This window comes from Arsenophonus endosymbiont of Aphis craccivora, from assembly GCF_013460135.1.
Taxonomy (GTDB): Bacteria; Pseudomonadota; Gammaproteobacteria; order Enterobacterales; family Enterobacteriaceae; genus Arsenophonus; species Arsenophonus nilaparvatae.
The window spans coordinates 276,036-298,836 of the sequence record NZ_CP038155.1 but is presented as its reverse complement, the minus strand read 5'-3'; the positions used below and the strand labels follow the sequence as shown (position 1 = coordinate 298,836).

Sequence of the window (22,801 nt, the reverse complement as noted above, 5' to 3'; positions counted from 1 at the left end):
TGGCGGAGCTGATCGCTAAATTCGTTTCAACATCAGGTCCCCATGGCAAAGCAAAAGTTTAAAATTACCAACTGGCCCGCGTACAACAAGGCACTCAGACAACGCGGTTCCCTGACGGTCTGGCTTGATGAGTCGGCCATCGCTGGATGGACTGACAGTTCTTCGCCTGAAGGTCGTGGCCGGCCGCTTTACTACAGCGATATGGCTGTTACCACTGTCCTGATGATGAAGCGTGTGTTTAACCTGTCGCTCCGGGCATTACAGGGCTTCGTTGATTCGATTTTTAAACTCATGTCTTTGCCGCTGTGCTGTCCGGACTACTCGCTGGTCAGCAGACGAGCAAAGAGCGTCAACATCAGCATAAAAACGCCAACGCGTGGTGAAATCTCGCATCTGGTCATCGACAGTACCGGTCTGAAGGTCTTTGGCGAAGGTGAATGGAAAGTCAGGCAGCATGGGGCTGACAGACGAAGAGTGTGGCGCAAGCTTCATCTGGCAGCAGACAGTGTGACTCATGAGATTATCTGTGCCGACTTATCGCTCAGCGGAACGACAGATGCGCAGGCACTGCCGGGCCTGATTAACCAAAACCACCGGAAAATCAGGGAAGTGTCAGCAGACGGTGCTTATGACGCCTGTTACTGCCACGATGGGTTGCTAAGAAAGAAAATCAGGCCCCTTATCCCGCCGCGAAGCGGAGCGAAATACTGGCCGGACAAGTACCATGAACGTAACCATGCGGTGGCGAATCAGCGTCTGAGCAGGAGTAATGATATGTGGAAAAAGAAAGTGGGTTATCACCGGCGTTCAGTGGCAGAAACAGCGATGTTCCGCATAAAAACTTTGCTGGGTGGCCATCTGAGGCTGCGTGACTATGAGGCTCAGGTAGGTGAAGCAATGGCGATGGTCAAAGCGCTGAACCGTATGACGTTGTTGGGTATGCCACACAGCGTCAGGATCGGATAACAGCTGTAGCAGAGGGAGCCATCCTGGCGGCTAATTCTGATTTATTCAACAAAGCCTAATCTAAATAATGTAATTAAAGGGACTAACTTTGAGGGTAAATCATTAGAAGAAATTATAACAACCGCCCAAGGAGGCATATTTAATAATGCCGCCCAAGTCTGGAACCATACCTTTTATTGGCACTGCTTAGCGCCTAATGCTGGTGGCGAACCAACAAGTAAAATAGCTGAGGTCATTAATCAACATTTTGCCTATTTTGAAAAATTTAAGCAGCAGTTTACCGATGCGGCGATCAAAAATTTTGGTTACGGCTGGACATGGTTAGTCAAACAGGCAAATGGCAAGCTTTCCATCGTCAATACTTCTAATGCCGCAACACCAGTCAGCGGTGATGATAAACCATTACTGACTGTTGATATATGGGAGCATGCTTACTACATTGATTATCGTAATGCACGAGCGGAATACTTGACAAACTTTTGGTCGCTGGTTAACTGGAAATTTGTCGAACAAAATTTGTTGCCATAATTTAATGGATATGATTTGAAAAAGTGTTAAAAATTAAACAGCCATAACAGACTCCTGGCTATGGCTGTTATTAAATATTGTCACGAACAGCAATTACATAATTAATATTAAATAACATCGTAAATTACATTATTTATAATACTGGGTTAGTAAATAAACGAATTTTATTATTAATCTAGCCACTGCATCACTGTGAGTTTTTCTCTTAATTATTTGTATATTGCTCAGTTAATTGATGGATCAACATCTTCAATTGGCGCTCTAGCTAAAGAAATGCTTTCATTTGGCATTTCAGCTTCATCATTAACAGTAAGAGCTGAATTTTGCCTTAAAGTTGCCCGATATTCGGCTGCTCTTATAGCAGGAAGATTGGCTTCTTCAAAATCTTCTTGCTCTCTTTCTCATATCAACCTATCAAAGTCATTAACATTGAAAGTAGAATTTGTGCCATTTTCTTCGCTATTTAACCATGAAAATTCACTTCTTGCTGGGCTTTGTTGAATAAATCAGAATTAGCCGACAGGATGGCTCCCTCTGCTACAGCTGTTATCCGATCCTGACGCTGTGTGGCATACCCAACAACGTCATACGGTTCAGCGCTTTGACCATCGCCATTGCTTCACCTACCTGAGCCTCATAGTCACGCAGCCTCAGATGGCCACCCAGCAAAGTTTTTATGCGGAACATCGCTGTTTCTGCCACTGAACGCCGGTGATAACCCACTTTCTTTTTCCACATATCATTACTCCTGCTCAGACGCTGATTCGCCACCGCATGGTTACGTTCATGGTACTTGTCAGGCCGGTATTTCGCTCCGCTTCGCGGCGGGATAAGGGGCCTGATTTTCTTTCTTAGCAACGCGTCGTGGCAGTAACAGGCGTCATAAGCACCGTCTGCTAACACTTCCCTGATTTTCCGGTGGGTTTGGTTAATCAGGCCCGGCAGTGCCTGCGCATCTGTCGTTCCGCTGAGCGATAAGTCGGCACAGATAATCTCATGAGTCACACTGTCTGCTGCCAGATGAAGCTTGCGCCACACTCTTCGTCTGTCAGCCCCATGCTGCCTGACTTTCCATTCACCTTCGCCAAAGACCTTCAGACCGGTACTGTCGATGACCAGATGCGAGATTTCACCACGCGTTGGCGTTTTTATGCTGATGTTGACGCTCTTTGCTTGTCTGCTGACCAGCGAGTAGTCCGGACAGCACAGCGGCAAAGACATGAGTTTAAAAATCGAATCAACGAAGCCCTGTAATGCCCGGAGCGACAGGTTAAACACACGCTTCATCATCAGGACAGTGGTAACAGCCATATCGCTGTAGTAAAGCGGCCGGCCACGACCTTCAGGCGAAGAACTGTCAGTCCATCCAGCGATGGCCGACTCATCAAGCCAGACCGTCAGGGAACCGCGTTGTCTGAGTGCCTTGTTGTACGCTGGCCAGTTGGTAATTTTAAACTTTTGCTTTGCCATGGGGACCTGATGTTGAAACGAATTTAGCGATCAGATCCGCCAATCACCTAAAAGTTCGATTTATTCAACAAAGCCCTTAAACACAAAAACAATAAATAGCTATAGATATAGAATGTTTAGTAAACTAAAAGTGCGTAGTGATGTAGAATTAACTCATATAGCTATAACGAATGGATTGATTCAAACAGAGAGTTTTTATTATAGTGCCTGAACTATTTGAACCGAAAGTATTTTTGCAGACAGTCACCAATCAACCAGGTGTATATCGTATGTACGATACATCTGGGGTGGTTATTTATGTCGGCAAAGCTAAGGATTTAAAAAAACGGTTAGCGAGTTATTTTAGAGGGCAAGTAACGAGCCGTAAAACCGAACAACTTGTTAAAAATATTGCTCAGATTGACATTACTGTAACACATACAGAAAACGAGGCTTTATTACTTGAACATAACTATATTAAAGGTTATCAGCCTCGTTATAATGTTCTGTTAAGGGATGATAAATCCTATCCTTATATTTTTTTAAGTGCGGATAAACATCCACGTTTGGCTATGCATCGTGGTGCTATGAAGGCAAAGGGGGACTATTTTGGCCCATTTCCAAGTGTTCATGCTGTCATAGAAACGCTGGCTTTATTACAAAAGTTATTTCCATTGCGTCAGTGTGAAGACCGTGTCTATCGCAACCGATCCAGACCATGCCTCCAATATCAAATTAATCGCTGTCTTGGGCCCTGTGTTAAGGGGCTGGTTGCTGATGAAGAATATCATCAACAAGTAGAATATGTTCGTTTATTCTTATCGGGTAAGGATCAGCAAGTTCTTAATCAATTAATCCAAAATATGGAGCAGGCCAGTCAAGCTCTTAAATTTGAAAGTGCAGCGCGTTATCGCGATCAAATACACGCCGTTAGAGCGGTTACAGAGCAACAATTTGTCACTGGTAATACGCAAGATCTAGATGTAATTAGCGTTGCTTATCACTTAGGTATTGCTTGTGTTCAGGTGCTCTTTATTCGCCAAGAGAAAGTACTTGGTAGCCGTAGTTATTATCCAAAGATCCCTGCAAATACGCAATTAAGTGAAGTTGTGCAAACATTTTTAGGTCAATTTTATTTACAGGGTAGTGAAATTCGCTCTTTACCGGCAGAAATATTATTGGATTTTTTATTACCGGAAAAAGCGCTATTTGCTAATTTATTGACTAAAATAGCGGGACGTAAAATTAACATTCAAGTGAAACCGCGAGGTATAAAAGCTAAATATTTAAAACTGGCTCGTACTAATGCAGCGACAGCATTGACCACCAAAGTTGCACAACAATCAACTATTCACCAAAGAATAGAGGCATTAGCTGACTTGCTAGGACTAGAAAAAATTTATCGCATGGAATGTTTTGACATTAGTCATACATCGGGGCAGCAAACTGTAGCATCTTGTGTTGTTTTTGATAGTAATGGGCCCTTACGTTCTGAATATCGTCGTTATAATATAATTGATATTACGCCGGGTGATGACTATGCTGCTATGTATCAAGTTTTAACGAGACGTTATGGTAAACATGTAGATGAAAATAAAGTACCGGATGTTATTTTTATTGATGGTGGCAAGGGACAACTGGCTCAAGCAATCGGTGTATTCCAGGCATTAAATGTTGATTGGGACATAACGCGATCCAAATTGATAGGGATAGCTAAAGGACATGATCGCAAAGCCGGCTTAGAAACATTGTTTTTTAAACCTGATGGAGAAGGTCTTTCATTACCGCCTGATTCACCAGCGCTACACTTAATACAAAATATTCGTGATGAATCACATAATCACGCGATTACAGGACATCGTCAGCGTAGGGCGAAAGTTAGAAATACCAGCACCTTAGAGTCTATTGAAGGGGTAGGTCCTAAACGTCGGCAGATGCTACTTAAATATATGGGGGGCTTACAAGCTTTACGTAATGCGAGTCTTGATGAAATCGCAAAAGTGCCAACGATTTCATATGCACTAGCAGAAAAAATTTATAATGCGTTAAAGCAATAAGCGTAGTGTAATTGTATATATATTTTATTTTGGCCAGACAATTATAGAGCATGATGCAATTAAATATTCCAACTTGGTTAACACTTTTTCGTATCATATTGATTCCGTTTTTTGTGTTATTTTTTTATCTTCCTTTTCACTGGGCGCCTTTTGTTTGTGCGTTTCTTTTTGTCATTGCTGCGTTAACTGATTGGTTTGATGGTTTTCTTGCCAGATTGTGGCAGCAAACAACCAGATTTGGTGCATTTTTAGATCCGGTCGCTGATAAAATTATGGTAGTAACGGCATTAGTATTGGTGACCGAATATTATCATACTTGGTGGGTTACATTACCGACAGTGACTATGATAGCGCGTGAAATCATTATTTCCTCATTACGGGAATGGATGGCGGAGGTAGGAAAACGTAGTTGTGTAGCTGTTTCTTGGATTGGAAAATTTAAAACAGCCGCCCAGATGCTCTCATTAGTTGGATTACTGTGGCATCCTAATATTCAAATTGAGGTAATTGCTCTCATATTACTTTATTTTGCGGCTATTTTAACGTTTTGGTCTATGTTTCAATATTTATCTGGCGCCTGGAAGAATTTGAATGACGCTTGATCGAAATGATTGAAAAATCAGCGAACGAACCGAATTAATTAATAATAGTATTGACTCAATACAGGAAACAAGTAGAATGCAGCGCATCAAACGATGCTGGGTTTAACTAACTAAGTATTGTGAGAATGCGGGAATAGCTCAGTTGGTAGAGCACGACCTTGCCAAGGTCGGGGTCGCTAGTTCGAGTGTCGTTTCCCGCTCCAATATCAGCCCTACATATCAGCCCTACATATAAGCTAGATTGAGTAGGGCGCGTTGGCAGAGTGGCCATGCAGCGGATTGCAAATCCGTGTACCCCGGTTCGAATCCGGGACGCGCCTCCAGAATTTAGTCCAGGTGGTGAAATCGGTAGACACAAGGGATTTAAAATCCCTCGGCCTTAAGGCTGTGCGGGTTCAAGTCCCGCCCTGGGCACCATATTAAACACTTGTTGATTATCAACGAGCTAGCAGTAAAAAAGAGCAACCTTTACGGTTGCTTTTTTTGTGAGTTAAATCACGTTTCACTATTATTTCGCTATTACCTTTCACTATATCATTTCACTATATTTTTTTGTCACCGCTCTTTTTTATGACCACCGACTATTGGAACAATATTTATTGTTCTGTCATAGCGAGCAGTTTGTGTCATTTTTTTATGACCCGATATTTGCTATTTTCTGATAGGAGGCAATGCCGCAGGTGATGACATTGTCAACCGAAGGCGGTGAGCAGCAAACACAGGAAATACCATTTTTAGAAGATGAGCAGGTAGAAACCGTTGATACCTTTAAAAATGGGATTACCCAGGTTTATAACACTGGCACAGTCACACTAGTGTCAGGATCAGCTATTGTTAGCGAAACTGGCACCAAATGGAATAGTAATAATCCTGTTGTTTCGATTGGTATGTTAATACTTATACAACATAACAATATTAATTACCCTTACCTAATCAAAGCGGTTAACAGTGACAATGAATTAGTTCTAGCCGAAGCAGCGATATTTAGTGCAACAAATATCACCTATATATTAATCTTACTGAACCCAACAACAATAGTGACGCCACACGTGCCTTGGTTGCCGCGAATGCCTATATTATTTATTTTTTGCAAAATATGGACACTTGGCTGACAGAAACTGGCGTAGTTGAGATCAGCTTGCCAAGTGGTAATACAGTTAAATTAGAGTCGATTAAAGCACTGCAAGAACTTATCGAAAAAACAAGCAAAACTGTGGGTGATAAATTTGATAAAAACAGTGTTGTGCAAGCAATTGGTAGAGCTACTGATAAAGTTATGAGTCAAAAGGAAATTATTGATGGTAAACCTAATTATTATACTGACGGTGAGCAAGTTGATATTCCGATGTCGACCTGGTTGGATGTTAGGGTAGAGATGCCTCCGAACTCTGTGTGGCATCAAAAACAACATTCAATTAAACAAGATTAAATTATTTATCGGTAAATTTAATATTAATTAAATAATAGAATTATTTTTGTGAAAATTAATTTACATAAGACACGGGGTAGTTAAATATAATATTCATTTATTTTAATAAAAATTAAAATATCTATTTATCTAAAATTTGCTATGCTTTTTGTTGTTTATCGGTTGCAAAATATATTTTTCATAAATAGCAGGGAAACATAATATGAGCGTATGGGACAGCTTTTATCGATTAGATTACCTTGATATCGGATTTTATAGTAATTTCTCAGCGAAAAAAGCAACGATTTATGGTAATGGAAAAAACCAAGTTGAACTTTATTTTAAAGTTAAAATTTTAGATAAAATAATAATCCGATTGATATTCCTGATGAGGAGCTAATTAATAATATCTATTTAGTCAATTATATTGATGGTAATACAAATATCAATCCTTGGAATCAAACCAGCAGAAAAGATGATTATGTTAAAGTTATCTCTTGGGATGTTCAATCGAGTGATAAACCAGTAGAAAACTATGCTGGTGAAAAAGTATTAAAGTATTACCTTTCTGTACCGACAGGAAATAATGGTATTGATATTAGTGCCGAGATTCATATTCCTGGCGTGGGTGATTTTAATACCAGTTCAACTGGCACTGCAACCAAAAACGGACCACGAGGTGAAGTCGGTTCGACATTTATTTCTCCAAAATTTGCACATGTTAATTCAATTCCGGCAGTTGATTATACTCGGAGTGGCTTTGTTGAATAAATCAGAATTAGCCGCCAGGATGGCTCCCTCTGCTACAGCTGTTATCCGATCCTGACGCTGTGTGGCATACCCAACAACGTCATACGGTTCAGCGCTTTGACCATCGCCATTGCTTCACCTACCTGAGCCTCATAGTCACGCAGCCTCAGATGGCCACCCAGCAAAGTTTTTATGCGGAACATCGCTGTTTCTGCCACTGAACGCCGGTGATAACCCACTTTCTTTTTCCACATATCATTACTCCTGCTCAGACGCTGATTCGCCACCGCATGGTTACGTTCATGGTACTTGTCCGGCTAGTATTTCGCTCCGCTTCGCGGCGGGATAAGGGGCCTGATTTTCTTTCTTAGCAACCCATCGTGGCAGTAACAGGCGTCATAAGCACCGTCTGCTGACACTTCCCTGATTTTCCGGTGGGTTTGGTTAATCAGGCCCGGCAGTGCCTGCGCATCTGTCGTTCCGCTGAGCGATAAGTCGGCACAGATAATCTCATGATTCACACTGTCTGCTGCCAGATGAAGCTTGCGCCACACTCTTCGTCTGTCAGCCCCATGCTGCCTGACTTTCCATTCACCTTCGCCAAAGACCTTCAGACCGGTACTGTCGATGACCAGATGCGAGATTTCACCACGCGTTGGCGTTTTTATGCTGATGTTGACGCTCTTTGCTCGTCTGCTGACCAGCGAGTAGTCCGGACAGCACAGCGGCAAAGACATGAGTTTAAAAATCGAATCAACGAAGCCCTGTAATGCCCGTAGCGACAGGTTAAACACACGCTTCATCATCAGGACAGTGGTAACAGCCATATCGCTGTAGTAAAGCGGCCGGCCACGACCTTCAGGCGAAGAACTGTCAGTCCATCCAGCGATGGCCGACTCATCAAGCCAGACCGTCAGGGAACCGCGTTGTCTGAGTGCCTTGTTGTACGCGGGCCAGTTGGTAATTTTAAACTTTTGCTTTGCCATGGGGACCTGATGTTGAAACGAATTTAGCGATCAGCTCCGCCAATCACCTAAAAGTTCGATTTATTCAACAAAGCCCGTTATATCCTGATATATATAAAGATAAAAATAATGAAAAAGGTATCAATGATGAAAAAATATATTGCCAAAATAGTGGCAGCGGTTGCACTTTTTTTGTTGGTCATTGGCCAAAATTGGGCATCGGAGAATAAAGTGACCGTTTTTGCTGCCGCATCGTTAACCAATGCCTTAAATGATATCGTAACGCAATATGAAAAGGATCATAATACTAAAATTATTGCCGCTTATGCTTCCTCCTCAACGTTAGCCAGACAAATTGAACAGGGTGCTCCGGCCGATATTTTTATCTCTGCTGACCAACAATGGATGGATTAGGTGCAACAGAAACAACTTATGGTTAATGCCAGTCGCCATACTTTGTTAGGTAATAATTTAGTTCTTATTGCGCCAATAAATTCAACACTAAAACCAATCACAATTAGCCAAAAAACTGATTGGCGCACACTTGCCAATGGTGAACTAATAATGGTGAACGAATTGCTGTCGGTGATCCTGATCATGTCCCGGTTGGTATCTATGCTAAACAGGCACTAGTTGCTTTAGGCGCCTGGAAAACCGTTGATACAATGTTAGCCAGAACCAATAATGTTCGCAGTGGTATGGCATGATTTGAGTTGAATGAAGCACCATTAGGCATAGTGTATGGCTCTGATGTGGTGGTGAGTAAAAAGGTTAAAGTAGTTGGCATATTTCTAGAGAACAGTTATAACGCTATCGAATACCCGATGGAGATTGTCAAAAATCATCAGACTAATCAGGTTAACGATTTTTTTGCCTATTTAAAAACGCCGGCCGCAGCGGCAATATTTAAAAATTATGGTTTTAGGCCATTATAGGAAATTAATTTTTGCAGATGCTAAGTGAATATGAGTGGCAAGCTATTATTTTAAGCTTAAAAGTATCGAGTGGCGGTATTGGTGAGTCTGCCTTTAGGAATATTAATGGCCTGGATCTTGGTGCGTTGTCATTTTCCGGGCAAAACATTACTCGATAGTCTGATCCATTTACCGCTAGTATTACCGCCAGTAGTGGTAGGTTATCTCCTTTTACTGTCATTTGGTCGCCATGGGGCAATAGGTGAATGGCTATACGATTGGTTTTGATTTAGTTTTACTTTTAGTTGGCGAGGTGCCGCTTTAGCTTCTGCCATCATCGCTTTTCCATTGTTGGTTAGAGCAATAAGATTAGCATTGGAGGGGGTTGATAGACGCCTTGAGCAGGCCGCCAGAACCTTAGGCGCTAATCAATTACGGATTTTTTTACCATCACCTTACCGCTTATCTTACCGGGAATTATTGTCGGTATGGTTTTGGCTTTTGCTCGTTCATTAGGTGAATTTGGTGCCACGATTACCTTTGTTTCTAAATATTCCAGGTGAAACCAGAACCATTCCATTAGCCATGTATACTCTAATTGAAACACCAGGCGCAGAAATAGCCGCGGCTCGTTTGTGTATTATTGCTATCATCTTAGCCTTGCTGTCGTTACTTTTTTCTGAATGGTTAACTCGTTGTAGCAGAAAACGCTTGGGGTCAATGTGTTAGCTTTGCGTCTGCAACAGCAGCTAGGGGATTTATCGCTCTATGCTGATACCACACTTTCGACTCAAGGCATCACCGCTATTTTTGGCGTTTCCGGTGTTGGCAAAACCTCCCTGATAAACCTGATAGGTGGTCTTACCAAACCTGATAAAGGACAGATTATTTTTAATGATCGGGTCTTAGTCGATACGGATAAAGGTCTGTTTGTACCACCAGAAAGGCGTAAAATGGGTTATGTTTTTCACTATGCGCGCCTGTTTCCACATTATAGCGTCAAAGGTAATTTGCAATATGGCATGTCTGGCGCAATGAAATTACACTTTGATGATATTGTTCAATTGCTCGGTATTGAAACATTATTGCCGCGCTTGCCAGCTATGTTGTCAGGTGGCGAAAAACAACGAGTGGCTATTGGCCGTGCATTATTAACCGCGCCTGAATTATTATTAATGGATGAGCCATTAGCTTCGTTAGATTTACCACGCAAAAGAGAGTTACTTCCCTATTTGGAAAAGTTATCGCAAGATATCCAAATCCCGATTCTCTATGTCAGTCATAATCTGGATGAAATAGTCCGGTTGGCTGATAATGTAATTGTTATGTCAACAGGTAAAATTGAAGCATTCGCGCCATTAGCTGATATTTGGTCAAGCAGTATTTTCCGTCCCTGGCTACAAGCTGATGCATTAAGTAGTATCTTAAATGTTAAGGTGATCGAGCATCATAGCCTTTATACCATGTCATCGGTTGCTATATCGGATCAACGATTGTGGCTTCCCCAGTTGCAATTTCAATTAGGTCAATCGGTTCGGATCCGTATTGATGCTGCAGAAGTTTCTTTAACCTTACATAAGTCAACGCAAACGACGATTCGTAATATATTAAGAGTTAAAGTAGTGGAGTGCATTGATGACATCGAGCAAGTAGATGTTAAGTTAGCAATAGATAGCCACTTTATCTGGGCCAGGATCACGCGTTGGGCAAGAGATGAGCTAGAAATAAAGCCGGGTAAATGGGTTTATGCCCAAATCAAGAGTCTATCGCTAACAAGGCGGCTTTAATTCTAATGATGATGCAATATTTGCGAACAAAGATTGTTAGTCAGTTGTGCAAATAGCTTTACAGCCTTTATAACACATATTTTTCGATCACTTGAGCGATCCCTGGCGCGCTATTTTGATCGGTAATTATATCAGCATGTTTTTTCACCTCATCACAGCTATTACCCATTGCAACGCCGAGGCCTGCAGCAGTCAGCATGCTGACATCATTGAAATTATCACCAAAAGCTATCACATCTTTCATCGTCAAACCTTGTGATTCGACCCAACGTTGTAAACGCAAACCTTTGCTATTGCCTTTTTTAGCAATATCAACTTGATCAAACCATGACCACTCACAAGCAAGCTCCAGCTCTTGTTGAATAGTTTGGCTAAAAGTACGTAATTTTTCGATATCATGCGTACAAGTGGCAAATTTCCAAATAGCCGTAACCTGTTGGATTGCTGTATTAAAATCGTCAATTTTATGGATATTGGGACGTTGATTTTCAGGTAAAGAATCTGCCCATTTCAATGTTCGTTCAATAGCATCATTATGTTGTTGATATAGCATGGCGTCATCAACATACATCAAGTGGTTGATATCGGTACCTTGTAAATAGGCAACTACCTTAGTCGCTTCTGCTGCTGATAACGGATCCGATTCCAGCACTTTTTTAGCATGATAGTCATAGAGATAAGTACCATTGCAACAAATAGCCGGCGTATCTAAATTCAGTGCTTGATAAAATGGGTGAATAGCAACGTGATGGCGGCCGGTAGCAATAATAACTTTGATCCCTTGGCGACGAGCTTGGTTTATAGTTGCTAAAGATTGTGGCAAGATCTGTTTTTGTGGATCCAATAGGGTACCATCGAGATCTAAAGCGATGACGCGATATGACATAAATCAGCCTCATTAAATAGTGATATAGGATTTAATCTAGCTAGTAATTTTAAACAATGTAACTTAGTAAATTATTTATCTTACAGGTGCACCCCGATAAATTTTTCCAAATCTAATGGCTTTGTTGAATAAATCAGAATTAGCCGACAGGATGGCTCCCTCTGCTACAGCTGTTATCCGATCCTGACGCTGTGTGGCATACCCAACAACGTCATACGGTTCAGCGCTTTGACCATCGCCATTGCTTCACCTACCTGAGCCTCATAGTCACGCAGGCTCAGATGGCCACCCAGTAAAGTTTTTATGCGGAACATCGCTGTTTCTGCCACTGAACGCCGGTGATAACCCACTTTCTTTTTCCACATATCATTACTCCTGCTCAGACGCTGATTCGCCACCGCATGGTTACGTTCATGGTACTTGTCCGGCCAGTATTTCGCTCCGCTTCGCGGCGGGATAAGGGGCCTGATTTTCTTTCTTAGCAACGCGTCGTGGCAGTAACAGGCGTCATAAGCACCGTCTGCTGACACTTCCCTGATTTTCCGGTGGGTTTGGTTAATCAGGCCCGGCAGTGACTGCGCATCTGTCGTTCCGCTGAGCGATAAGTCGGCACAGATAATCTCATGAGTCACACTGTCTGCTGCCAGATGAAGCTTGCGCCACACTCTTCGTCTGTCAGCCCCATGCTGCCTGACTTTCCATTCACCTTCGCCAAAGACCTTCAGACCGGTACTGTCGATGACCAGATGCGAGATTTCACCACGCGTTGGCGTTTTTATGCTGATGTTGACGCTCTTTGCTCGTCTGCTGACCAGCGAGTAGTCCGGACAGCACAGCGGCTAAGACATGAGTTTAAAAATCGAATCAACGAAGCCCTGTAATGCCCGTAGCGACAGGTTAAACACACGCTTCATCATCAGGACAGTGGTAACAGCCATATCGCTGTAGTAAAGCGGCCGGCCACGACCTTCAGGCGAAGAACTGTCAGTCCATCCAGCGATGGCCGACTCATCAAGCCAGACCGTCAGGGAACCGCGTTGTCTGAGTGCCTTGTTGTACGCGGGCCAGTTGGTAATTTTAAACTTTTGCTTTGCCATGGGGACCTGATGTTGAAACGAATTTAGCGATCAGCTCCGCCAATCACCTAAAAGTTCGATTTATTCAACAAAGCCAAATCTAATCATATCGAATAATAGACGTTAACTAAAACAGAAAAAATAAATAATTACCCTAGGGGGGCTTTGTTGAATAAATCGAACTTTTAGGTGATTGGCGGCATACATAGCTGACATCGAAATCGCTTCTTCAACGCTGTCAAATATAACATCGAGGTGATGTTTGGCAATATTTATGCCAGCCATCTTTTCTGCTCCAAGGCAAACCTGAGCCATGGCTTCAACGGTTTCAGCAGGATATTGGCCTGCTGCTGTCTCGGCTGATAACATAACGGCGTCAGTGCCATCCAGCACAGCATTAGCAACGTCCATTACTTCAGCTCGGGTAGGCATCGGATTAGTGATCATCGATTCCATCATTTGGGTGGCAGTGATGGCAATACGGTTTAGTCGGCGTGCCCGGCGTATTAGTTTTTTTTGTACGCCGACCAGCTCAGGGTCGCCAATCTCAACACCTAGATCACCTCGAGCAATCATGACCACATCTGAGGCTAAAATAATTTCGTCAATAACTTTGTCATTGACAATCACAACCCGCTTCACGAGTCAGGCGTCGGGCATAATTTAGATCTTCTGCTGAGCGGGGGAAAGAAACTGCTAAAAAATCGACACCGATCTGAGCTGCGAGCAAGATATCGGCTTTGTCTTTATCTGTTAGTGCTTCTGCGGATAGACCACCACCAAGCTTATTGATCCCTTTGGTGTTTGATAGTTGTCCGCCAACAGTTACTTCAGTAAGAATTTGCTGATCTGTTACCGTAAGTACTTTTAATTGAACGCGTCCATCATCGAGTAACAGAATATCACCTGATGCCACATCATTGGGTAAACCTTGATAGTCAATGCCGACTTTTTCTTGATTACCTTCACCTTTGGCTAAATTGGCATCTAAGATAAATTTATCGCCGATATGAAGAAAAATTTTTCCTTCTTTAAATGTTGAAACGCGAATTTTAGGTCCTTGTAGATCACCAAGAATAGCCACATGTTGTGCTAATGATTTCGCAAGTTCACGTACTTTTGTTGCGCGTTGTATGTGATCTTCTGCTGAGCCATGAGAAAAGTTTAGACGAACAACGTTTGCGTCGGCTTTAATCACTTTTTCCAGGTTATTATCACGATCAGTCGCGGGACCGAGAGTAGTAACAATTTTCGTTCTTCTAAGTCGTCTCGACATTTATGACTCCGTTACTTATTAAAATTGGTGTTGGTTGATAGGTTATTACATAGAAATGAAATTAATCCCTTTAGTAAAGTGTGCTGTTGTATCATTTAAATGCCTTAGCTAGAGAGAATATTTTTTGCAGTAAAACGAACGGATCTATAGTTTGCTGATATTGATCTATTTGCTAAAGGTAAATAGCACTAGAGTTTATCAGGATATACATCATGTCATATATCTTTTAAGCGCTTTAAGTTATCTCTAAAATTTTGACCTCGACGTAAAATAAAGCCAGTTGCTAGCACATCTATTAATGTCAACTGTGCTAGTCGTGATACCATCGGCATGTAAATATTGGTATATTCAGGTACAGTAATTGCGATAGATAAGGAAGCGATTTGTGCCAGAGAGGAATTAGCGGTAATAATAGTAATGATTATAGCATCATTGGCTTTAGCAACTTTAGCTTGTTCAACCAAGTTTTGCATGCGCCCAGTAGGCAAAATGCAAATCACAACGTTACCATAGCGATAGTTAATACAATATATGTGTTGCATCATGACATCAACGAAATAGAGCACTGGGATATAAAAACGAAAAAATTTACTCATATCTCCATGGGTAACTGCTGCTGAAGAAGCTAAACCAAAGAAAGGGATCTTCTTTGCTTGGGTTAATAGATCGATAGCACGATTAATGTTTGTGGTATTTAGGGGCTTTGTTGAATAAATCGAACTTTTAGGTGATTGGCGGAGCTGATCGCTAAATTCGTTTCAACATCAGGTCCCCATGGCAAAGCAAAAGTTTAAAATTACCAACTGGCCAGCGTACAACAAGGCACTCAGACAACGCGGTTCCCTGACGGTCTGGCTTGATGAGTCGGCCATCGCTGGATGGACTGACAGTTCTTCGCCTAAAGGTCGTGGCCGGCCGCTTTACTACAGCGATATGGCTGTTACCACTGTCCTGATGATGAAGCGTGTGTTTAACCTGTCGCTCCGGGCATTACAGGGCTTCGTTGATTCGATTTTTAAACTCATGTCTTTGCCGCTGTGCTGTCCGGACTACTCGCTGGTCAGCAGACGAGCAAAGAGCGTCAACATCAGCATAAAAACGCCAACGCGTGGTGAAATCTCGCATCTGGTCATCGACAGTACCGGTCTGAAGGTCTTTGGCGAAGGTGAATGGAAAGTCAGGCAGCATGGGGCTGACAGACGAAGAGTGTGGCGCAAGCTTCATCTGGCAGCAGACAGTGTGACTCATGAGATTATCTGTGCCGACTTATCGCTCAGCGGAACGACAGATGCGCAGGCACTGCCGGGCCTGATTAACCAAACCCACCGGAAAATCAGGGAAGTGTCAGCAGACGGTGCTTATGACGCCTGTTACTGCCACGACGCGTTGCTAAGAAAGAAAATCAGGCCCCTTATCCCGCCGCGAAGCGGAGCGAAATACTGGCCGGACAAGTACCATGAACGTAACCATGCGGTGGCGAATCAGCGTCTGAGCAGGAGTAATGATATGTGGAAAAAGAAAGTGAGTTATCACCGGCGTTCAGTGGCAGAAACAGCGATGTTCCGCATAAAAACTTTGCTGGGTGGCCATCTGAGGCTGCGTGACTATGAGGCTCAGGTAGGTGAAGCAATGGCGATGGTCAAAGCGCTGAACCGTATGACGTTGTTGGGTATGCCACACAGCGTCAGGATCGGATAACAGCTGTAGCAGAGGGAGCCATCCTGGCGGCTAATTCTGATTTATTCAACAAAGCCGTATTTAGGTTATCTTTTACAATACCTAATTGCGCGATGGCAGAATCAAAAACTTTTTGCGTATGGAAACTGACAGTATCATCTTGATCAACCAAACGATTAACATAGGATGCTCCATTGACGATGCTTTGTGCTAATTGTAATTGAAAATCAGGAAAACCCTTGGTATTTATTCTACGGCAAAAACGATTTACAGGGGGAGGGGGTTCGCCCACCTTAGCCAATTTAGCTAGGCTTGCAATACAAAGGTGAATCGCTTTTTGCAGGCTTTCAAGGATTGAATTGGCAACTTTCTTTTCTGATTTACTGAAATACTCAAAGTTATTATTTATTTGTTCTAATGTGTTCATACTGAAAAGCTACCCGTTTTACTAATATTGCCAAAGGGGGAATCTTGTTACTTAAGTCAAAATATACTACGCGTTGTTAGGTCAGTAATGAAAAAAAGGAAGTTATTAACTGAATTTTTATTAAAAATATGACGGGCGTCTAATTTACTTTGCATTTTAGTTTAATAAATATGAAGAATTAAAAATTATATATAACTAATCAAATTTGTTGCGAATTATTTTTTGAGCAAAATAAAATATCGTGGCTTTGTTTACCTGGTCGAGTCAAAAAGGTACATTTATTTTCTCGATTTAAGCTATCATAGCACTATAGAATTGGTATTTAAGGAGAATCCCACATTATGGCAATTAATAAAGCTGTTCAGGCATGTAATTTAATTATTTTCGGCGCAAAAGGAGATTTGGCTCGCCGCAAATTATTGCCTTCCCTTTATCAATTGGAAAAAACGGGCTATATCCATCCTGATACCCGTATTATAGGGATTGGTCGGGCTGAATGGGATGCTGCCGCCTATATAAAAGAGACTAAAGATGCGTTAGAGACTTTCCTAAATGAGGAAATCGAGCCCAGTTTATGGCAAAAATTAAGTAAGCGCCTTGATTTTTTCAATTTAGATGTTCAGGATCTGAACAAATTTAATTCACTAGCAAAATATCTTGAGGGTGATAGTAAACCCGCTATATATTATTTTGCTATGCCACCAACGACTTTTGGTGCGGTTTGCCATGGCTTAGGCCATGCTGGCCTCAATAAAAAGCCCAACCGGGTTGTTATGGAAAAACCATTAGGCAGTGATCTTGCCTCTTCTCAAGATATAAATAATGAGGTTGCTAAGTATTTTAAAGAAAGCCAGATTTATCGTATTGATCACTATTTAGGTAAAGAAACAGTACTCAATTTATTAGCTTTACGTTTCGCCAACTCTTTATTTATTAATAATTGGGATTATCGAACGATTGATCATGTACAGATCACAGTTGCTGAAGAGGTTGGTATCGAAGGACGCTGGGGTTACTTTGATCAAGCTGGGCAGATGCGTGACATGATCCAAAATCATTTATTACAGATCTTGACTATGATTGCCATGTCACCGCCTGCGGATTTAACTGCAGATCGCATACGAGATGAGAAAGTTAAAGTATTGCGCTCATTACGTCGGATTGATTATCGTAATATACGTGAAAAAACTGTCCGAGGTCAATATACATCAGGCTCTATTCAAGGCAAAAAAGTGGCTGGCTATCTTGCGGAAGAAGGGGCAAATAAATCCAGTAAAACGGAAACTTTTGTAGCAATTCGAGTCGACATTGATGATTGGCATTGGGCTGGCGTGCCATTTTATTTAAGAACTGGCAAACGATTAGCGGCAAAATACTCTGAAGTGGTGGTTTATTTTAAAAAACCGGCGTTAAATATTTTTTCTGATTCTTATCAGGATCTACCACAAAATAAATTAACTATTCGATTACAACCTGATGAAGGAATTGATATTGAAATTTTAAACAAAGCGCCTGGCCTTGAGCATAAACATCATTTACAGACGACAAAATTAGATCTGAGTTTTTCTGAAACATTTAATCAAATCCATTTGGCTGATGCATATGAAAGTTTATTACTAGAAGCTATGCGTGGCATTCAAGCTCTGTTTGTCCGTCGGGATGAAGTAGAAGAAGCTTGGAAATGGGTGGATTCTATTATGGACGCTTGGGCAAAGGATGATCAGCCACCTAAACTTTATCAGGCGGGTATATGGGGACCTGAGGAATCTGATGTGATGATCGCCAAAGATGGTCGTTCATGGAATGAGTTCGAATAGTTTTTGTCTACGTAATAGGGTAATGTGTTTAGGTTTATTACCCTTATTTTGGTAGCTTTTTGCATTTTAGCTGGAATTTATTATAATTATTTGAGTAAATACAATGGCTATGATATAAATAGCTTTGTATTTATTCTATCAATAGTGAGGATTCATAGTATATCATACGGATTGGCCGTGTGATGCATGAATAAAATATCATGTCTAGCGCCACAAGCGTCAAAAATCAACGTAGTAGCTATCATCTTTTCTTATCAAAAATATCTATTATTTCTAGTGAACATCACTGGTGTGGTGCATTGTAGCGTCTCCTGTTGCTAATCGGTTTTACCGTAAATGGGCTTTTAATTTAAATCATCACTTAGTTATTACAAATTTAGGTATTTATCTATTGCTTTGATGATTGCCAATAACAGGAGGATATAATGATTTATTGGATATTTTTAGCATCAGCGATTGTCATAGAGGTCATTGGTACTTTATCAATGAAGTATTCTAGCGTCAGCGGTGATATGACTGGCTTATTGGTAATGTATTTTATGATTGTTTCATCTTATATATTATTGGCAATGGCAGTAAAAAAAGTTGCTCTTGGAGTAGCTTATGCTCTCTGGGAAGGTATTGGGGTAATTTTTATAACAGCATTTAGTGTTTTGTTATTTAATGAATCATTACCACCAATGAAACTTATTGGATTAGCGTTACTTATTGTGGGTATAGCGCTAATAAAATCGGGTACTAAAAAAACTAGCACACTACATTCGATAAAACAGGGAAAAAAAATTACGCCAAAAAGGCCATTAAATAAAATGACTAAAGTTGTTAAGGAGGCATAATATGTTAGCGGAATATCAATGGTGGCATGGTGCCTTTCTATTTCTGGCCGTTATTTTAGAAATAGTGGCTAATATTGTTTTAAAGTTATCAAATGGATTTAAGCGACTGTGGATAGGTGTATTATCTTTAATTGCCGTTTTAGGTGCTTTTAGTGCATTAGCAGTAGCGGTGAAAGGTATTAAGCTTTCGATAGCTTATGCACTTTGGGGGGCTTTTGGTGTTGTAGCCACGGTTGCCGCCGGTTGGATTTTGTTTAATCAACGGCTAAATTATAAAGGTTGGGGCGGTATTATTTTATTGATTACCGGGATGGTCGTTATCAAACTGGCATAATTGTATTTCAGCTGCTAGGAGGCTTTGTTGAATAAATCAGAATTAGCCGCCAGGATGGCTCCCTCTGCTACAGCTGTTATCCGATCCTGACGCTGTGTGGCATACCCAACAACGTCATACGGTTCAGCGCTTTGACCATCGCCATTGCTTCACCTACCTGAGCCTCATAGTCACGCAGCCTCAGATGGCCACCCAGCAAAGTTTTTATGCGGAACATCGCTGTTTCTGCCACTGAACGCCGGTGATAACCCACTTTCTTTTTCCACATATCATTACTCCTGCTCAGACGCTGATTCGCCACCGCATGGTTACGTTCATGGTACTTGTCCGGCCAGTATTTCGCTCCGCTTCGCGGCGGGATAAGGGGCCTGATTTTCTTTCTTAGCAACGCATCGTGGCAGTAACAGGCGTCATAAGCACCGTCTGCTGACACTTCCCTGATTTTCCGGTGGGTTTGGTTAATCAGGCCCGGCAGTGCCTGCGCATCTGTCGTTCCGCTGAGCGATAAGTCGGCACAGATAATCTCATGATTCACACTGTTTGCTGCCAGATGAAGCTTGCGCCACACTCTTCGTCTGTCAGCCCCATGCTGCCTGACTTTCCATTCACCTTCGCCAAAGACCTTCAGACCGGTACTGTCGATGACCAGATGCGAGATTTCACCACGCGTTGGCGTTTTTATGCTGATGTTGACGCTCTTTGCTCGTCTGCTGACCAGCGAGTAGTCCGGACAGCACAGCGGCAAAGACATGAGTTTAAAAATCGAATCAACGAAGCCCTGTAATGCCCGGAGCGACAGGTTAAACACACGCTTCATCATCAGGACAGTGGTAACAGCCATATCGCTGTAGTAAAGCGGCCGGCCACGACCTTCAGGCGAAGAACTGTCAGTCCATCCAGCGATGGCCGACTCATCAAGCCAGACCGTCAGGGAACCTCGTTGTCTGAGTGCCTTGTTGTACGTGGGCCAGTTGGTAATTTTAAACTTTTGCTTTGCCATGGGGACCTGATGTTGAAACGAATTTAGCGATCAGCTCCGCCAATCACCTAAAAGTTCAATTTATTCAACAAAGCCATTAAAATAATGAGACTAAAGTGTTAGACGATTTTTCTATTAATGGCCCATTGGTTAGTGCCATCCCTGGATTTCGGCCACGTGATGCGCAAATTGAAATGGCTCGCGCCATAACGACGGCAATTCAATCTCAACAAACGCTTGTGGTTTAAGCAGTGACAGGAACGGGTAAAACTTATGCTTATTTAGTGCCGGCCTTACGTTCTAACAAAAAAGTCGTGATCTCAACCGGCTCAAAAACTTTGCAGGATCAACTCTATTATCGTGATTTACCGATTATTAAAGCGGCTTTAGCCTATTCAGGTCATGTCGCTTTATGAAAAGGGCGGGCTAATTATTTGTGTTTGGAGCGGCTTGAGCAGCAATCATTAGCTGGAGAGCAACTAGCCGCTGAAATGATTGCTGATATTGTTCGCTTACGTAGTGGAGCAATAGGAACTGAATATGGTGATATCAGTAATTGTCATCAGGTAGCCGACGATAGTGCTGTTTGGCCATTAGTAACCAGTACTAATGATAATTGTATCGGCAGTCATTGTCCCCATTATCAGCGTTGTTTTGTACTTAAAGCGCGCAAAAAAGCGTTAGAAGCCGATGTAGTGGTTATCAATCACCATCTATTTATGGCTGATAAGGTGGTAAAAGATACTGGATTTGGTGAGTTACTTCCGTCAGCGGAGGTAGTTATTTTTGATGAGGCGCATCAGATCCCCGATATTGCCAGTCAATACTTTGGCCAACAGCTTAGTAGCCGTCAATTATTTGAACTTGCACGTGATATTACCCTCGTTTATCGGACAGAAATTCGTGATCAGATACAATTACAAAAGTGTGCCTATAGCATTAGCCAGGCTACTTTAGATTTTCGATTAGCATTAGGTGAAAATGGATTTAGAGGGAATTTGCAGCAATTACTTAATCAACAGTCGGTTAGCAGTGTGTTGCAGCGTCTTGAGGATGCATTGGAATTTAGCTATGAGGTGATGAAACTGTCGCTGTGGCGTTCTACCGCGTTAGATGCTATTTTTGATCGAACAACGACTTATCGTAATCGTTCAAATCGGTTAAAAGAAACAACAATACCTGGGTTTAGCTATTGGTTTGAAAGTTTTGGCCGCCATTTTTTATTAGCATTAACACCATTAACGGTGGCGGATAAATTTCATGACATAATAACCACTGAAAAAGGCAGTTGGATCTTTACTTCAGCTACCTTAGCAATCAGTGATAAATTAAGTTATTTTAGCCAGCGTCTAGGATTGGAGAAAGCCAATAATTTAATCTTACCAAGTCCATTTGACTATCAGCGCCAAACATTACTTTGTGTGCCCCGTTATTTGCCAGATATTAATCAAGCTGACTTTGCTTAGCAATTAGTTGTCATGCTAAAGCCAGTTATCGATCATAATCAGGGGCGTTGTTTCTTTTTATGTACCTCACTTCATATGATGCGTGAATTAACAGCAATGTTTCGCGATTGTTTGAATTTACCTGTTTTGATGCAGGGAGAAACCAGTAAAGCGCGATTGTTGTCACAATTTATAGCAGCAGGTAATGCATTATTAATAGCCACCAGCAGTTTTTGGGAAGGTGTTGATGTTAAAGGCGATGTTCTTTCTTGTGTCATTATCGATAGATTACCCTTTACGTCGCCTGATGAACCATTATTGCGAGCGCGTATGCAAGATTGTCAGCTCCAAGGCGGCAATGCATTTTATGATGTCCAATTACCTGATGCGGTACTTAATTTAAAGCAAGGGGTTGGCCGGCTTGTGCGTGATGTTAATGATTCAGGGGTTATTATTATTTGTGATAAACGATTAGTATCGCGACCTTATGGTGAAATTTTTTTAAATAGTTTACCGCCTTCGCCTAGAACACGCAGTTTGCAAGCGGCGATTGACTTTTTAGCAAAAACGTCCTTAAGTAATTAATTAAATAAATAGTGGCGATAACATATAAGTTTTTCTT

General features: G+C 41.8%; 17 protein-coding genes, 3 tRNA genes and 8 pseudogenes. 20 read left to right on the top strand and 8 right to left on the bottom strand.

Annotation, left to right across the window (positions count from 1 at the left end; genetic code table 11):
• Positions 1 to 42 precede the first annotated feature (42 nt).
• The 3 genes and pseudogenes from E3U36_RS01545 to E3U36_RS01535 all read left to right on the top strand — a co-directional run bounded on the left by E3U36_RS01545 (position 43) and on the right by E3U36_RS01535 (position 1,995).
• Entirely contained in the window at positions 43 to 966 is a 924-nt protein-coding gene (locus tag E3U36_RS01545; protein ID WP_180816866.1) for an IS5 family transposase, read from the top strand.
• Positions 967 to 1,023: 57 nt separating this feature from the next.
• Positions 1,024 to 1,494 (top strand): annotated as a pseudogene (locus E3U36_RS01540) (Fe-Mn family superoxide dismutase); the annotation flags it as partial.
• Between the two features lie 192 nt (positions 1,495 to 1,686).
• Entirely contained in the window at positions 1,687 to 1,995 is a 309-nt protein-coding gene (locus E3U36_RS01535; RefSeq protein ID WP_180816865.1) for a hypothetical protein, read from the top strand.
• 45 nt (positions 1,996 to 2,040) lie between these two features.
• On the opposite strand, the gene E3U36_RS01530 is transcribed toward E3U36_RS01535, so the two are convergent.
• A complete protein-coding gene (locus E3U36_RS01530; RefSeq protein ID WP_180816864.1) occupies positions 2,041 to 2,964 on the bottom strand; it encodes an IS5 family transposase in 924 nt (307 codons plus the stop codon).
• Between the two features lie 16 nt (positions 2,965 to 2,980).
• On the opposite strand from E3U36_RS01530, the pseudogene E3U36_RS13345 reads away from it, so the two are divergent.
• The 8 genes and pseudogenes from E3U36_RS13345 to E3U36_RS01485 form a co-directional block, all read left to right on the top strand.
• Positions 2,981 to 3,175 (top strand): annotated as a pseudogene (locus E3U36_RS13345) (LuxR C-terminal-related transcriptional regulator); the annotation flags it as partial.
• Positions 3,168 to 5,000, top strand: coding sequence for an excinuclease ABC subunit UvrC (uvrC, locus tag E3U36_RS01520; protein WP_180816863.1), 1,833 nt, complete (start codon positions 3,168 to 3,170; stop codon positions 4,998 to 5,000). The pseudogene E3U36_RS13345 and the gene uvrC, both read left to right, overlap by 8 nt.
• Positions 5,001 to 5,053: 53 nt before the next feature.
• Positions 5,054 to 5,602, top strand: coding sequence for a CDP-diacylglycerol--glycerol-3-phosphate 3-phosphatidyltransferase (pgsA, locus tag E3U36_RS01515; RefSeq protein ID WP_180817492.1), 549 nt, complete (start codon positions 5,054 to 5,056; stop codon positions 5,600 to 5,602).
• A 127-nt stretch (positions 5,603 to 5,729) separates the two neighbouring features.
• Positions 5,730 to 5,805: transfer RNA gene (locus E3U36_RS01510), tRNA-Gly, on the top strand.
• Between the two features lie 46 nt (positions 5,806 to 5,851).
• Positions 5,852 to 5,925 (top strand) — tRNA-Cys (locus tag E3U36_RS01505).
• A gap of 7 nt (positions 5,926 to 5,932) precedes the next feature.
• Positions 5,933 to 6,019: transfer RNA gene (locus tag E3U36_RS01500), tRNA-Leu, on the top strand.
• A gap of 266 nt (positions 6,020 to 6,285) precedes the next feature.
• Complete coding sequence (locus E3U36_RS12425) at positions 6,286 to 6,714, top strand: hypothetical protein (RefSeq protein ID WP_238337485.1); 429 nt, start codon at positions 6,286 to 6,288, stop codon at positions 6,712 to 6,714.
• Positions 6,699 to 7,031, top strand: coding sequence for a phage tail fiber protein (locus E3U36_RS01485; protein WP_180817663.1), 333 nt, complete (start codon positions 6,699 to 6,701; stop codon positions 7,029 to 7,031). The genes E3U36_RS12425 and E3U36_RS01485 overlap by 16 nt, the downstream gene beginning before the upstream one ends.
• A 791-nt stretch (positions 7,032 to 7,822) precedes the next feature.
• Here the strand turns inward: E3U36_RS01485 and E3U36_RS01480 are convergent.
• Positions 7,823 to 8,746 (bottom strand): annotated as a pseudogene (locus E3U36_RS01480) (IS5 family transposase).
• On the opposite strand from E3U36_RS01480, the gene E3U36_RS01475 reads away from it, so the two are divergent.
• From E3U36_RS01475 to modC, 4 genes and pseudogenes are all read left to right on the top strand, one after another.
• Positions 8,740 to 8,955 (top strand): hypothetical protein, encoded by a 216-nt coding sequence (locus E3U36_RS01475; protein WP_180816862.1) that lies wholly within the window; start codon positions 8,740 to 8,742, stop codon positions 8,953 to 8,955. The pseudogene E3U36_RS01480 and the gene E3U36_RS01475 overlap by 7 nt on opposite strands.
• A pseudogene (modA, locus tag E3U36_RS01470) lies at positions 8,873 to 9,660 on the top strand (molybdate ABC transporter substrate-binding protein). Before E3U36_RS01475 ends, modA begins: the two are co-directional and overlap by 83 nt.
• A gap of 17 nt (positions 9,661 to 9,677) precedes the next feature.
• Positions 9,678 to 10,368, top strand: a pseudogene (gene modB, locus E3U36_RS01465) (molybdate ABC transporter permease subunit).
• Entirely contained in the window at positions 10,362 to 11,426 is a 1,065-nt protein-coding gene (modC, locus tag E3U36_RS01460) for a molybdenum ABC transporter ATP-binding protein ModC (protein ID WP_180816861.1), read from the top strand. The pseudogene modB and the gene modC overlap by 7 nt, the downstream one beginning before the upstream one ends.
• Before the next feature lie 67 nt (positions 11,427 to 11,493).
• Here modC and E3U36_RS01455 read toward each other — a convergent pair whose 3' ends face one another.
• From E3U36_RS01455 to E3U36_RS01440, 4 genes and pseudogenes are all read right to left on the bottom strand, one after another.
• A complete protein-coding gene (locus tag E3U36_RS01455; RefSeq protein WP_180816860.1) occupies positions 11,494 to 12,312 on the bottom strand; it encodes a pyridoxal phosphatase in 819 nt (272 codons plus the stop codon).
• A 173-nt stretch (positions 12,313 to 12,485) separates the two neighbouring features.
• Positions 12,486 to 13,409: pseudogene (locus tag E3U36_RS01450) on the bottom strand (IS5 family transposase).
• Between the two features lie 162 nt (positions 13,410 to 13,571).
• Positions 13,572 to 14,664 (bottom strand): annotated as a pseudogene (gene pyk, locus E3U36_RS01445) (pyruvate kinase); the annotation flags it as partial.
• 215 nt (positions 14,665 to 14,879) lie between these two features.
• The gene (locus E3U36_RS01440) at positions 14,880 to 15,335 is read right to left on the bottom strand and encodes an SIS domain-containing protein (RefSeq protein WP_304488606.1); all 456 of its coding nucleotides are present in this window, start codon (positions 15,333 to 15,335) and stop codon (positions 14,880 to 14,882) included.
• A 103-nt stretch (positions 15,336 to 15,438) separates the two neighbouring features.
• On the opposite strand from E3U36_RS01440, the gene E3U36_RS01435 reads away from it, so the two are divergent.
• Entirely contained in the window at positions 15,439 to 16,362 is a 924-nt protein-coding gene (locus E3U36_RS01435; RefSeq protein ID WP_180816859.1) for an IS5 family transposase, read from the top strand.
• Here E3U36_RS01435 and E3U36_RS01430 read toward each other — a convergent pair.
• Positions 16,349 to 16,768, bottom strand: a complete 420-nt coding sequence (locus E3U36_RS01430) for a MurR/RpiR family transcriptional regulator (RefSeq protein WP_180816858.1) — start codon at positions 16,766 to 16,768, stop codon at positions 16,349 to 16,351. The genes E3U36_RS01435 and E3U36_RS01430 overlap by 14 nt on opposite strands.
• 341 nt (positions 16,769 to 17,109) lie before the next feature.
• Between E3U36_RS01430 and zwf the strand changes: the two genes are divergently transcribed.
• The 3 genes from zwf to mdtI all read left to right on the top strand — a co-directional run bounded on the left by zwf (position 17,110) and on the right by mdtI (position 19,755).
• Positions 17,110 to 18,585, top strand: a complete 1,476-nt coding sequence (gene zwf / locus E3U36_RS01425) for a glucose-6-phosphate dehydrogenase (protein ID WP_180816857.1) — start codon at positions 17,110 to 17,112, stop codon at positions 18,583 to 18,585.
• Between the two features lie 425 nt (positions 18,586 to 19,010).
• Positions 19,011 to 19,421: a multidrug/spermidine efflux SMR transporter subunit MdtJ gene (gene mdtJ, locus E3U36_RS01420; protein ID WP_180816856.1), complete on the top strand. Its 411-nt coding sequence runs from the start codon at positions 19,011 to 19,013 to the stop codon at positions 19,419 to 19,421.
• Position 19,422: 1 nt separating this feature from the next.
• Positions 19,423 to 19,755, top strand: a complete 333-nt coding sequence (gene mdtI / locus E3U36_RS01415) for a multidrug/spermidine efflux SMR transporter subunit MdtI (RefSeq protein ID WP_180816855.1) — start codon at positions 19,423 to 19,425, stop codon at positions 19,753 to 19,755.
• 76 nt (positions 19,756 to 19,831) lie between these two features.
• Here the strand turns inward: mdtI and E3U36_RS01410 are convergent, their stop codons facing one another.
• A complete protein-coding gene (locus E3U36_RS01410; protein ID WP_180816854.1) occupies positions 19,832 to 20,755 on the bottom strand; it encodes an IS5 family transposase in 924 nt (307 codons plus the stop codon).
• A gap of 95 nt (positions 20,756 to 20,850) precedes the next feature.
• On the opposite strand from E3U36_RS01410, the pseudogene yoaA reads away from it, so the two are divergent.
• Positions 20,851 to 22,764: pseudogene (gene yoaA / locus E3U36_RS01405) on the top strand (DNA repair helicase YoaA).
• The last annotated feature ends 37 nt before the right edge of the window (positions 22,765 to 22,801 follow it).

Coding starts and splice junctions, on each gene's coding strand:
- E3U36_RS12425 (WP_238337485.1), top strand. CDS start 6,286: ATGACATTGTCAACCGAAGGCGGTGAGCAGCAAACACAGGAAATACCA.
- E3U36_RS01530 (WP_180816864.1), bottom strand. CDS start 2,964: ATGGCAAAGCAAAAGTTTAAAATTACCAACTGGCCAGCGTACAACAAG.
- E3U36_RS01410 (WP_180816854.1), bottom strand. CDS start 20,755: ATGGCAAAGCAAAAGTTTAAAATTACCAACTGGCCCACGTACAACAAG.
- mdtJ (WP_180816856.1), top strand. CDS start 19,011: ATGATTTATTGGATATTTTTAGCATCAGCGATTGTCATAGAGGTCATT.
- E3U36_RS01430 (WP_180816858.1), bottom strand. CDS start 16,768: ATGAACACATTAGAACAAATAAATAATAACTTTGAGTATTTCAGTAAA.
- E3U36_RS01455 (WP_180816860.1), bottom strand. CDS start 12,312: ATGTCATATCGCGTCATCGCTTTAGATCTCGATGGTACCCTATTGGAT.
- E3U36_RS01485 (WP_180817663.1), top strand. CDS start 6,699: ATGGACACTTGGCTGACAGAAACTGGCGTAGTTGAGATCAGCTTGCCA.
- mdtI (WP_180816855.1), top strand. CDS start 19,423: ATGTTAGCGGAATATCAATGGTGGCATGGTGCCTTTCTATTTCTGGCC.
- pgsA (WP_180817492.1), top strand. CDS start 5,054: ATGCAATTAAATATTCCAACTTGGTTAACACTTTTTCGTATCATATTG.
- zwf (WP_180816857.1), top strand. CDS start 17,110: ATGGCAATTAATAAAGCTGTTCAGGCATGTAATTTAATTATTTTCGGC.
- E3U36_RS01435 (WP_180816859.1), top strand. CDS start 15,439: ATGGCAAAGCAAAAGTTTAAAATTACCAACTGGCCAGCGTACAACAAG.
- E3U36_RS01545 (WP_180816866.1), top strand. CDS start 43: ATGGCAAAGCAAAAGTTTAAAATTACCAACTGGCCCGCGTACAACAAG.